General features: G+C 72.1%; 12 protein-coding genes. 3 read left to right on the plus strand and 9 right to left on the minus strand.

Annotated elements, in window-relative coordinates; genetic code table 11:
- Positions 1-28: 28 nt before the first annotated feature.
- Genes F0L46_RS14575 through F0L46_RS14595 form a run of 5 tightly spaced genes read right to left on the minus strand, consistent with a single transcriptional unit; the run spans position 29 to position 3,766 of the window.
- Entirely contained in the window at positions 29-646 is a 618-nt protein-coding gene (locus tag F0L46_RS14575) for a DUF2585 domain-containing protein (RefSeq protein WP_149818769.1), read from the minus strand.
- Entirely contained in the window at positions 633-1,802 is a 1,170-nt protein-coding gene (glcE, locus tag F0L46_RS14580; protein ID WP_149818771.1) for a glycolate oxidase subunit GlcE, read from the minus strand. The genes F0L46_RS14575 and glcE overlap by 14 nt, the downstream gene beginning before the upstream one ends.
- Positions 1,799-2,086, minus strand: a complete 288-nt coding sequence (locus F0L46_RS14585) for a type II toxin-antitoxin system RelE/ParE family toxin (protein ID WP_149818773.1) — start codon at positions 2,084-2,086, stop codon at positions 1,799-1,801. The genes glcE and F0L46_RS14585 overlap by 4 nt, the downstream gene beginning before the upstream one ends.
- Positions 2,083-2,325, minus strand: coding sequence for a hypothetical protein (locus F0L46_RS14590; RefSeq protein ID WP_149818775.1), 243 nt, complete (start codon positions 2,323-2,325; stop codon positions 2,083-2,085). The genes F0L46_RS14585 and F0L46_RS14590 overlap by 4 nt, the downstream gene beginning before the upstream one ends.
- Positions 2,326-2,335: 10 nt before the next feature.
- Positions 2,336-3,766 (minus strand): FAD-linked oxidase C-terminal domain-containing protein, encoded by a 1,431-nt coding sequence (locus F0L46_RS14595; protein ID WP_149818777.1) that lies wholly within the window; start codon positions 3,764-3,766, stop codon positions 2,336-2,338.
- Between the two features lie 111 nt (positions 3,767-3,877).
- On the opposite strand from F0L46_RS14595, the gene F0L46_RS14600 reads away from it, so the two are divergent.
- A complete protein-coding gene (locus F0L46_RS14600; protein WP_149818779.1) occupies positions 3,878-4,783 on the plus strand; it encodes a LysR family transcriptional regulator in 906 nt (301 codons plus the stop codon).
- Between the two features lie 42 nt (positions 4,784-4,825).
- Here the strand turns inward: F0L46_RS14600 and F0L46_RS14605 are convergent, their stop codons facing one another.
- Positions 4,826-5,821 carry a KpsF/GutQ family sugar-phosphate isomerase gene (locus F0L46_RS14605; protein WP_149818781.1) on the minus strand — a complete coding sequence of 332 codons (996 nt, stop codon included), beginning with the start codon at positions 5,819-5,821 and terminating at the stop codon, positions 4,826-4,828.
- Positions 5,822-6,162: 341 nt separating this feature from the next.
- On the opposite strand from F0L46_RS14605, the gene F0L46_RS14610 reads away from it, so the two are divergent.
- The gene (locus F0L46_RS14610) at positions 6,163-7,653 is read left to right on the plus strand and encodes an outer membrane beta-barrel protein (protein WP_188311971.1); all 1,491 of its coding nucleotides are present in this window, start codon (positions 6,163-6,165) and stop codon (positions 7,651-7,653) included.
- A gap of 31 nt (positions 7,654-7,684) precedes the next feature.
- Here the strand turns inward: F0L46_RS14610 and F0L46_RS14615 are convergent, their stop codons facing one another.
- Positions 7,685-8,437 carry an anti-sigma factor gene (locus tag F0L46_RS14615; protein WP_149818786.1) on the minus strand — a complete coding sequence of 251 codons (753 nt, stop codon included), beginning with the start codon at positions 8,435-8,437 and terminating at the stop codon, positions 7,685-7,687.
- On the minus strand, positions 8,434-9,000 hold the full coding sequence (locus tag F0L46_RS14620; protein ID WP_240540001.1) for a sigma-70 family RNA polymerase sigma factor: 567 nt from the start codon (positions 8,998-9,000) through the stop codon (positions 8,434-8,436). Before F0L46_RS14620 ends, F0L46_RS14615 begins: the two co-directional genes overlap by 4 nt.
- Before the next feature lie 150 nt (positions 9,001-9,150).
- Between F0L46_RS14620 and F0L46_RS14625 the strand changes: the two genes are divergently transcribed.
- Positions 9,151-9,927, plus strand: a complete 777-nt coding sequence (locus F0L46_RS14625) for a DUF4394 domain-containing protein (RefSeq protein WP_149818791.1) — start codon at positions 9,151-9,153, stop codon at positions 9,925-9,927.
- A 295-nt stretch (positions 9,928-10,222) separates the two neighbouring features.
- Here F0L46_RS14625 and F0L46_RS14630 read toward each other — a convergent pair whose 3' ends face one another.
- Positions 10,223-11,443: a phosphopentomutase gene (locus F0L46_RS14630; protein ID WP_149818798.1), complete on the minus strand. Its 1,221-nt coding sequence runs from the start codon at positions 11,441-11,443 to the stop codon at positions 10,223-10,225.
- Position 11,444: the final 1 nt, after the last annotated feature.

The raw sequence follows: 11,444 nt of genomic DNA on the forward strand, positions 1-11,444 counted from the left end.
TCGTACGAAGTGTGGAATGACGCGATTATCACCCGCCTCCCCCCTGCCAGGTCCGCACCGCATCCAGGGGCCACAGCAGCATGAGGACGTTGAGGGCGAGCCCGTCCCGCACCGTCCAGCCGACGAAGACCTCCATGGCGAGCGCCAGCCCCACCGTCACCGCGACGGGGAGCCGCGCGGCGAGGAGGAAGCCTGCGGTCATCGCAGCCATGTCGGAGACGGAGTTGAGCACGCTGTCGCCGAAATAGTCGAGGGCGATCGTGGCCTCGCGGTAACGCCCGATCACGGCATCCGTGTTCTCGGTGATCTCCCAGGCCCCCTCGACGACGAGGGCCATGACGAGCCCCCATCCGAAGGGGATGCGCCGGCCGGCGAGGCGGCCGAGGCCCCAGACCGCACCGTAGAACAGGAAGCCGTGGATCACGTGCGAGGGCGTGTACCAGTCGGTGAGGTGCTGCGAGTTCTCCGAGGACTGCACCACGCCGTGCCAGAGCTTCACGACGCCGCATTTGCAGATCGGCTCGCGTCCCATGGCGAGCAGGATCAGCGCCGTCGCGAGGACGACGCCGAACGCCGCGACCGTCCAGCCAAGCCGGGCTGGTGCGGGCAGGTCGGCCTGGCGTGGGGCGGTCTCAGACGCCTGCATGCATCCGCCCCGGATTGAACACGCCCGCCGGATCGAGGCTCGCCTTGATGCCCATGCTCACCCGCATGAGCGGCTCGCTCAGGGGCTGGAACACGTCGACCGCCGCCCGCACCTCCATGGGCGCGCGGATCAGCGTCGCGTGACCGCCAGCGCGCGCCACGGCAGCACGGATGGCGGCCGCGCCCGCGTCGCCCGTGGCGGGGGTGGACAGCCAGATCAGGCCGCCGCTCCAGTCGTAGTACCAGCGCGCGTCGAGGGCGCCCGCGATCGCCTCGACGAGGCCCGGCCCCATGGTCGGCGCGGTCGAGATGCGCCACACCGCGCGGTCGCGGGGCTCCGCGAGCGGCGCCCCGTCGCGGATGCCCCGCCACAGGTCGGCGGCGGCCTCGCCCTCGATGACGTCCGGCGTGCCGAAACCCTTCAGCACGCGGCGCAGCTGGCCCAAGCGATAGTCGATCGCGGTGGAGAAGCCCTCGATCCGGATGAGCGTGCGCTCGCCGGGCAGATGCGCGGCACCCGTCACCTCGAACGGCGAGGCGGCGGCGGTGCAAAGCGCCTCGACGGCGCGGGCGTCGGACAGCCCTGGAAGGCTCAAGGTCGCGATGCGCTCGGGGCGGGGTTGCACCTTGAAGGTGACCTCGGTGAGGAAGCCCAGCGTTCCCCAGGAGCCCGCCATGAGCTTCACGAGGTCGAGGCCGGTGACGTTCTTCATCACCCGTCCGCCGGATTTGATCGCCTCCGCCCGCCCGTTCACGAAGCGCACGCCGATGAGGCTGTCGCGGGCCGCGCCCGAGAGGATCCGCCTCGGCCCCGAGATGTTGCCCGCCGCCACCGCGCCGATGGTGGGCTCGCCCGTGGTGCCGAGGAGCACCCGGTGGTCCATGGGCTCGAAGGAGAGCTCCTGGCCGCGCTCGGCGAGCGTCGCGACGACCTCGCGCAGCGGCGTGCCGGCCCGCGCCCCGATGACGAGCTCGGCGGGCTCGTAGAGCGTGACCCCCGTGAGGCCGGCCGAGGACAGGTTCGCCTCGGCTTGGGCCGGGCGCCCGAGATCGGTCTTGGTGCCCCCGCCCTGGAGGGTCAGCGGCGTGCGCCGCCCGGCGGCGTCGGCGACGACCTGGCAGGCTTCGGGCTCGGTGGTGGGAGTGTGGAGGGTCATGGCCTGCGTCGTTGCCGGGCGGCGTGGAGAACACGCACGATCCGTACGGTGCCCGACGGGCGGATCGTGTAGAAGAGCAGATAGGGCAGGCCCGGAATGACGATCCAGCGCAATCCCGGGAAGGTCGTGGCGCGCTTGCCGCTTTCCGGAAAATCGGCGAGGCCGGCGGCAGCCGCCTCGACCCGCCTTGCGATCCGGTCGGCCGCCGCGGGATCGTTGTCCGCAACGTGCGCCACAATGGCGGCGACCTGGTCGGCCGCGCGCCGGCTGAACTCGACCCTCATGGCAGGCGATAGCGGTCGAACAGAGCCTTCATCTCGTGGTCGGGGACCGGTTCTTCCCGTTCGGCCTCGCGCAAGGCTTCTTCCAGGTCGGCAATCTCCTCGTCCGTCAGGTCGAGGGCCGCCAGATCCTGCTCCTCCATGCGCAGGAGTACCGCCGCCGCGTCGGCCTGTCGTTCCGGCGGCCAGGTCCGAACGCGGTCCAGAATGTCGTCGATCTGCTCCTTTGTCATGTCGACCATCGCGTCCCCCTCACGCCACCCGCCCGTCGAGCGGGAAGACCTTCGCCGGGTTCATGAGCCAGGCCGGGTCGAACACGCCGCGCACGCGCATCTGCTGGTGGAGGTCCTCGTCGGTGAACTGGCAGCGCATGAGGTCGCGCTTCTCGATGCCGACCCCGTGCTCGCCCGTGAGGCAGCCGCCCACCTCGACGCAGAGTCGCAGGATGTCCTCGCCCGCAGCCTCCGCCTTCTCCATCTCGCCGGGCTTGTTGATGTCGAAGAGCACGAGGGGATGCAGGTTGCCGTCGCCGGCGTGGAAGACGTTGGCGACGCCCAGGCCGTAGCCCTTCACGATCTCGTCGATGCGGCTGAGGACGTGGGGCAGCTGGCCGGTCGGGATGGTGCCGTCCATGCAGATATAGTCGGAGATGCGGCCCGTGGCGCCGAAGGCCGACTTGCGCCCCTTCCAGATCGCGGCCGCCTCGGCCTCGGAGGCCGCCACCTTCACGGCGCGCGGGTTGAAGGGCTTCGCGATCTCGACGATGCGGCCGAGCATGTCGTCGATCTCCTCGTCGGACCCCTCCACCTCGATGATGAGCATCGCCTCGACGTCGAGGGGATAGCCGGCATGGGCGAAAGCCTCGCAAATCTTGATCGCGGGGCGGTCCATGTATTCGAGGGCGACGGGGATGATGCCGGCGCCGATGATCGCGGCGACGCAGGCGCCCGCGTCCTCCACCGAGTCGAAGCCCATCAAGGCCGGGCGCGCCCCCTCGGCTGCCCGCAGGATCCGCACCACGGCCTCCGTCACCACGCCGAGCTGCCCTTCCGAGCCGCAGACGAGGCCCAGCAGGTCGTAGCCCTCGCTGTCGAGATGCTCGCCGCCGATCTGCACCACCGTGCCGTCGAGGAGCACCAGGGTGACGCCGAGCAGGTTGTTGGTGGTGACGCCGTATTTCAGGCAATGGGCGCCGCCGGAATTCATCGCGATGTTGCCGGCGATCGTGCAGGCGAGCTGGCTCGACGGGTCGGGGGCGTAGAAAAAGCCCTCGTGCGCCACCGCCTGGCTGATCGCGAGGTTCGTGATCCCGGACTGGACCCGCGCCGTGCGGTTCATGAAGTCCACCGCGATCATCCGGTTCATCTTGGCGACGCCTAGGATGATGGCGTCCTCCTGGGGGATCGCGCCGCCGGCGAGCGACGTGCCGGCGCCCCTGGGCACCACCTTCACGCCGTGCTCGTGGCAGAACCGCAGCACCGCCGAGACCTCCTCGGTGGTCGAGGGCAGCACCACGGCGAGCGGCATGCGCCGGTAGGCGGTGAGCGCGTCGGTCTCGAAGGCGCGGCGCTCGTCCTCGGTGACGATGAGCGCCTCCGGGTGCACCAGCCGGGCAAGGCCCGCGATGATCTCGTCGCGGCGGGCCAGGACGGCCTCGTCGGGAACCGGGAATGCGATCGACATGGCGGAGCCCCTTCCTGGGTTCGATCCCCTTATGTAGTGCGAAAGTTCGCCCCTGTGCAGGCCGCTTGAAGGGGTTAGATTGTTTCCCAATCGGCAATAATGGAGCCGCCTTTGGACCGATTGGGGGATCTCGACGTGTTCGCCCGCGTCGTCGCGATGCGGGGGATGTCGGCGGCCGGGCGCGAGCTCGGCCTCTCGCCCGCCGTGGTCTCGAAGCGGATCCGGCGGCTGGAGGAGCGGCTCGGCGTCCGCCTCCTCCAGCGCACCACCCGGCAGGTGGCGCTCACGGAGGCCGGCCAGGGCTTCTACGAGCGTGTGGTGGCGATCCTGGCCAGCGTCGAGGAGGCGGAGGGCTGGGCGGCGCAAGGGTCCGCGACGGTTCGGGGCACGCTGCGGGTCTCGGCGCCGACCTCGTTCGGACGCCTGCACGTGGCGCCCCACCTCAAGGCGTTCTTCGATCTCCATCCCGGTGTCGGGGTGGAGCTGGTCCTGTCGGATGCCTTCGTCGACATCGTGGGCGAGGGCTTCGACGTGGCGCTGCGCATCGCCGATCTTTCGGATTCGAGCCTCGTCGCAAGGCGACTTGCGCCCAACCACCGGGTCCTGTGCGCCGCGCCCGCCTATCTGGAGCGGGCCGGCACCCCCCTCACGGTGGCCGACCTCGCCTCCCATACGCTGGTCGCCCACAATGCCAGCGAATGGCGCCTGGAGGGGCCCGACGGGCCCGAGACAGTGCGGGTCGGGGGGCCGCTGCGCACCAATTCGAGCGAGGTGGTGCGTGAGGCGGTGCTAGCGGGCCTCGGCGTCGCGCTGCGCTCCACCTGGGACGTAGGCCCCGATCTCAGGGCCGGCCGCCTCGTCCGCGTCCTACCGCGCCACGCCGGTTCCGCTCGCGTCGCGGTGCACGCTGTCTTCCCCAGCCGCCGCCACCTCGAACCGAAGGTCCGCGCCTTCATCGACTTCCTCGGCGGCCTCTACGGCCAGACGCCGCCCTGGGACGAGGGGTTGCGGCTGTAACGCTGCGCCTGCTCCCTTCTCCCGTGGAGAGCGGGGAGCTCCTCAGGCCACGCCCGCCCGCAGCAGGTCCAGCACGTGCACGAGGCCCACGGGCCGCCGGCCGTCGATCACGATCAGCGCTCCCTTCTTCTGGGTCTCGATGATGTCGAGCGCCGCGCCGAGCAGGGTGTCGGGCGGGACGGTGGTGGGCGTGCGGGTCATCACCTCCTCGACGCGGCGCGCCAGGAGATCGCCGCCCATGTGGCGGCGCAGGTCGCCGTCGGTGACGATGCCGGCGAGTTCGCCGCCCTCGTCCACCACGACGACGCAGCCGAAGCCCGTCTCGCTCTGGCGCACGATCGCCTCGGCCATGGGTGTGCCGATCGCCACGAGAGGCAGGCGCTCGCCCGTGTGCATCACGTCCCGCACCTGCTTGAGCAGGGCGCCGAGCTTGCCGCCGGGGTGATAGGTCCGGAACTCGTGGGCCGAGAAGCCCCGGCGCTCCAGGAGCGCCACGGCGAGCGCGTCGCCGAGCGCCAGCTGCATCGTGGTGGAGGTGGTGGGAGCGAGCCCGTTGGGGCAGGCCTCGCGGGCGCGGGGCAGCGCAAGGCACACGTCCGCGGCGCGCCCGAGCGTCGAGGTTTCCGAGGACGTGACGGCGACGAGGCCGACCCGGAAGCGCTTGGCGTAGGCCGTGATGTCGGACAGTTCCGAGGTCTCCCCCGACCAGGAGAGCGCGACGACGACGTCGTCCCGGTGGATCATGCCGAGATCCCCGTGGCTCGCCTCGCCCGGATGGACGAAGTAGGCGGGCGTGCCGGTGGAGGCGAGCGTCGCCGTGAGCTTGCGGCCGACATGGCCCGACTTGCCCATGCCGCTCACGATCACGCGTCCGGTCGCACCGGCGATGAGCTCGACCGCCGCCTCGAACGGGGCCGCGAGCGGGCCCTCCAGGGCGCTCATCAGGGCCGACAGGCCGTCGCGCTCGGTCTCGAGCGTGCGGAGGGCGGAGGCGACGGCCCCGGTGGGCTCGGCCGTCTTGAGCGAGAGCAGCGTCATGCGCGGCGTTTACCACGGCCGATGCGGGGACGCGACCCGGATCGGGAATCGCCCGCATGGGCGTGCCTAGGTTTTGGCCCGCAGCGACGGTCCGCCCCCCCCTCATGCTGAGGAGCCCGCGCCAGCGGGCGTCTCGAAGCACGCAGGACGCTGCCACAGCCGTCCGGAGATCCCTGGAACGCCCTTCGAGGCTCGCTCCGCTCGCGCCTCAGGACGAGGTGGTGGGTGTTCAGAACCACACCCCGAGGCCCCGCCGATCCGGCCCCGTTGACGGGCCGTTAACCGCGCTCGTTGTAGATCCGTTAACCACGCCCGCAAGGGCCCCTATCCTGGACGACGGCGTGATCACCCGGAGGTCGACGACCCTGCCCCCGTGCCTGCGGCTCCTGCTCGGGGCCGGCCTGGTGCTGGGCGCACCAGGAGCCGTCGGGGCGCAGGAGGGAGGCCTCGGCCTGCGGGCGGGAACGGCGCCGACACCGGTCGCATCCGAGCTGCCGCGCGGCGCGGGCCCCGTCCGCAAGGGACGCCCCCCGCAGCTGCGCCGCACCCGTCCCGCCACCAGCGCCGTGACCCGCCCGCCGCTCCGGGGCAGCGTCGCCCGCGACGTGGAGGCCGCCGTGCAGCCCTCCCTCGTGGGCCTGCCGGACCGTCCGGCTCCCGCGGCGCCGTCCCTCCGCCGCAAGGCGCCGGAGGAGGACCCGTGGGCCCCCTTGGGATGGCGGATGGGCGGCCTCACGATCCTCCCGGGGATCGAGCAGTCGATCGGCTACGACACGAACCCGAACCGCGTCGACACGGGCGCGAAGGGCTCGGCCGTCCACCGCACCGAGGCCGAGGTTCGCCTGCGCAGCGACTGGTCCCGGCATGCGCTGACGGGCGCCCTGCGCGGCTCCTACAGCGCCTATCCGGGGGTCGACGGCGCCAACAGGCCCGAGGGAGAGGGTGTGCTCGCCCTGCGTCTCGACGCCCTGCGCGACACCCAGATCGACCTGGAGAGCCGCTTTCGCCTCGACACCCAGCGCCCCGGCAGCCCCGAGCTCGGCGCCGAGGTGCGCAACCGGCCGATCGTCGCGACGCTCGGGGCCTCGGCGGGCGTGACGGAGCGCTTCAACCGGCTGTCGATCGGCCTGCGCGGGAGCGTCGACCGCTTCGTCTACGAGGACGCCCGGCTCACCAGCGGCACGACCCTCGACCAGGGCGACCGCGAGCTGACGCAGGGCACGCTCCGCCTGCGCGGCTCCTACGAGCCCACCCCGGGCCTCATCCCCTTCGTCGAGGCGAGCGTCGACACGCGGGTCCACGACCGGAGCGTCGACCGCTCGGGGCTGCGCCGGGACTCGACAGGCCTCACGGCCCGCGTCGGCACCACCTTCGAGATGACGCGCACGCTCACCGGCGAGGTGGCGGCCGGGTACCAGGCGCGCGACTACGAGGACCCGCGCCTGCGGGAGCTGCGCGGCCCCGTCGGCGAGGCCGCCCTGATCTGGGCCGCGAGCCCCCTCACCACGGTGCGGCTGCGGGGCGCGGCGCTCCTGGAGGAGACCACGATCCCCTCGGCGAGCGGCGCCGTCACGGCGCGGGGGACCCTGGAGGTGCAGCACGACCTGCGGCGGAACCTGAGCGTCACGATCGGCGGGACCCTCGCCGAGACCGACTACGACGGCATCCGCCTGCGGGAGGAGACCCGCGCGGGCAGCGTGCGGGTCGATTACAAGCTCACGCGCTCCGTCGCGCTCCGCGCAAGCTTCACGCACGAGCGGCTCACGAGCACGAGCCCCGGCTCGGACTATACGGCCAACGTCTACCTGGTGGGGCTGCGCTTCCAGCCCTGAGGCGTCGTGGCGCCGCAAAGAGCGCGAGCCGTCACAGGGTCGGGCTCGTCACGCCCTTCATCAGCACGGGTCCCGTGGGCTTCCCCGTGGGCGAGCCCCGCTCGGGCTCAAGGGAGATCGCGAAGACCTGGTTGGCGCCGGGGCGCGGCAGGGAGCGCAGGTCGAGGCGCACGGTCCGGGCGCGGTCGAGCACGCCCACCGAGACGAGTCCCTGGCCCGGATCGGAGATCGTCCAGACTTCCAGCGAGCGTCCCCGGGGCACGTCCACCGCCTGCAGCGGGATGAGCTCCGCCCGCCCGTCCGCGAAGGCGTTCACGACGGCCGCGGGCTCGTTCGCGTTCCCGAGCAGTACCGCGACATAGACCGGACGCTCGACGCGGCCGAGATAGGCCGGCAGCCCCAGGGCGAGCAGCAGAGCCGCGAAGGCGCCCGCCAGACCCGCCGCGCGCCAGAAGGCGAGGCTTCGCCAGAGCGCCTTGAAGGCGTTGACCCGGTCCGTCACCAGGGGAGCCGGGATGGGAGCGGCGGCGGCTTGCGGCGTCGCCGCCGCCGGGGCGGGCGCGTCGAGCCCCGTCTCGATGCGTGCCCACAGGTCGGGCGGGGGTGCGAGGGGCGCCGCGAGCGCGTCGAGCTCGCCGAGCTGCCCGCGCCAGGAGGCGACCGCGCGGCCGAACGCGTCGTCCGTCTCGATGAGGCGCTCGGCTCGCGCGGCCTCGTGGCCCTCGGCGAGGCCGAGGACATATTCGCCCGCCAGGCGGTCGAGATCGGGATCGAGCCGCGTCATCCGAGGCACTCCCGCAGGGTGACGAGGCTCCGGCGGATCCAGGACTTGGCGGTGCCGAGCGGCACCCCCATGCGGCCTGCGAGCTCCCCGTGCGACAGGCCGTGGACATAGGCCAGCACGATGGCTTGGCGACGATCGGTCTCGAGCCGCCCGAGGCAGCGCTTGAGGGCGCCCGCATCGGAGAGCTTCCCCACCAGAACCTCCGGGTCGTCGTCCTCGCTCGCGAGGGCCATAGGCTCGAAATCGTCGACGAGGTCGGTGCGGCTCTCGCCGCGAAGGATGTTGAGGGCCCTGTTGCGCAGGACGGCGTAGATCCAGGTGCGGCCGTCGCCGCGGGTCGGGTCGAAGCTCGCGGCCTTGCGCCAGATCTGGACGAAGGCGTCCTGCACGGCCTCCTCGGCGAGCGCGCGGCGCCGAAGGAGGCGCATGGCGATGCCGAGCATGCGCGCGGCTTCCCGGTCGTAGATCGCCCGCAAGGCCGCGCGATCGCCACCCGCGCAGCGGCGCAGGGTCTCGTTCACATCGAAGGCGATGTCGTCCTGCCCCAGGGCGTGCGTCTGCACGATCGGCTCTCCGCTCCAGGAGAACATACACGCCGGCGCCCCCTTTGGATGACGCCGCGTCAACTTTTTTCGCGGGGGCTGCATCCGCCCGCCCTGCCGACGGGTATCCGCGGCGTCGGCCCCTCAGGGCCACGCTTACGGAGGAACCCCATGAAGCCCGTCACCCTCGCCGCTCTCGCCGCCGGCCTCACCCTCGCAGGCGCCGCACAGGCCCAGACCGTCGCGGCACTCGTCGGCGGCAATACCCTCGCGATCGTCGACGTCGCCAAGCGCAAGGTGGAGCGCACCGTGATGGTGTCCGGCCTGTCCGGCAGCCTCGTCGGCATCGACGTGCGCCCTGCGGACGGGATGCTCTACGGGCTCGCCGAGGACGGCACGGTGGTGACGATCGATCCCTTGAGCGGCAAGGCGACCGCCAAGTCCAAGCTCGAGACCATGCTGGCCCCCGGCATCGCCGCGACGGTCGACTTCAATCCCGCGGCCGACCGGCTGCGCGTCATCGGCGCCGACGGCACCAACCTGCGGGCCAACGTCGACGACGGCAAGGTCACGAAGGACGGGACGCTCAAGTTCGCCGACGGCGACACGATGAAGGACAAGACGCCCAAGGTGGTGGCGGGCGCCTATACCAACTCCACGAAGGGCGCCAAGGAGACGGTGCTCTACGACATCGACGCGGCCGGCGCGCTGCTGCGGCAGGCGCCCCCGAACGACGGCATCCTCAACACGATCGGCATGCTGGGCGTCTCCGCGGAGCGGGCGGCCTTCGACATCGCCCCGGACGGCAACGGCGGCAACGTCGCCTTCCTGATGGCCGGCCAGACCCTCTACCGGGTGGACCTCGCCTCCGGCCGGGCGACCGAGGCTGCCCGCATCGAGGGCGCGGGCGACGTGCGCGACGTCGCCGTGATGCCGAGCGCCATGTGATCCCCCAGGCGGGTGCGAGGAGAGGTCCCCCTGTGGGGGGGACCTCGCTTCAGGCCGCTTAGAGGTAGGGTCGCCGCCAGCTTGACGCCCTCGGGCAAGTTGTCCCGGTGGGCACACAGGAGCCCGCCGCCGTTGCGCGGGGTGAGGCCCGCGATCTCGCCGAGGCAGATTTCACTCCCGGAAAACGGGTCGAGACGATGGATGTCCGGCCCTTTCGCACGTCGCAAAGCCCGTGACGCCTCGCGGCGGGCGAGGTTCCGGGACCAGCACCGCCGGAGCGCGCGGGAGCGCGCCGTCAGAGCCAGGAGCGCCCGTGGCGGGGCGCGGGGACGCCGAGATGCCGTGCCACGGTGGCCCCGATATCGGCGAGGCTGGAACGTCCGCCGAGCGCGCCACGGGGCGTGTCGCGGCCGAAGGCGAGGATGGGCGTGTGCTCGCGGGTATGGTCCGTGCCGCGCCAGGTCGGGTCGTTGCCGTGGTCGGCCGTGACGACCGCAAGATCCCCGGCCCCGAGCACCTCCCAGATCTCGGGAATGCGCGCGTCGAACGCCTCGAGCGCCGCCGCATAGCCCGGCACGTCGCGGCGATGGCCGAATTCCGTGTCGAAGTCGACGAGGTTGACGAAGACGAGGCCGCCGTCGGGCAGGGCGCGGAATGCCTCCAGCGCCGCGTCGAGGCAGGCGTCGTTGCCATGCGGCTTGATCTCCCGACCCGTGGCGCGGTGGGCGAAGATGTCGCCGATCTTGCCCACGGTCGTCACCGCGCGGCCCTCGCGGGCCAGGATATCGAGCAGCGTGTCCTCGGGCGGCGGCGTGGCGTAGTCGCGCCGGTTCGCCGTGCGGGTGAAGCCTGTGCCCTCGTCGCCCACGAAGGGCCGTGCGATGACGCGGCCGATGCGCAGGGGATCGCACAGGCGCCGCGCCGTGAGGCACAGGTCGTAGAGGCGGTCGAGCCCGAACGCCTCCTCATGGGCCGCGATCTGGAGGACGCTGTCGGCGGAGGTGTAGCAGATCGGCCGGCCCGTCCGCACGTGCTCGGCCCCGAACGCCTCGATGATCGCGGTGCCCGAGGCGTGACGGTCGCCGAGGATCCCCGGCAGGCCCGCCTCTCGGATCAGGGCCTCCGTGAGCTCGGGCGGGAAGGCCGGTCGGCTGTCGGGGAAATAGCCCCAGTCGAAGGCGACGGGCAGGCCCAAGATCTCCCAATGGCCCGACGGCGTATCCTTGCCCCGCGACGTCTCGATGCCGTAGCCGTAGGCGGCGGCTGGCTCGCCGATGGGGTCAAGATTCGGCGGCATGCGCCCGGTCGAGGCCTCGCAGGCGCGTCCCAGCCCGAGCGCCACGAGGTTGGGCAGGTGGAGCATGCCCTCCCGCAGGCCGACCCGGTCCCCCTCCCCCCGGGCGCAGGCCTCGGCGATGTGGCCGAGCGTGTCGGCGCCGGTATCCCCATAGGCCGCCGCATCGCTTGCGCCGCCGATGCCGACGGAATCGAGAACGATCAGGATTGCGCGGGGCATG

The organism is Salinarimonas soli, from assembly GCF_008386575.1.
Taxonomy (GTDB): domain Bacteria; phylum Pseudomonadota; class Alphaproteobacteria; order Rhizobiales; family Beijerinckiaceae; genus Salinarimonas_A; species Salinarimonas_A soli.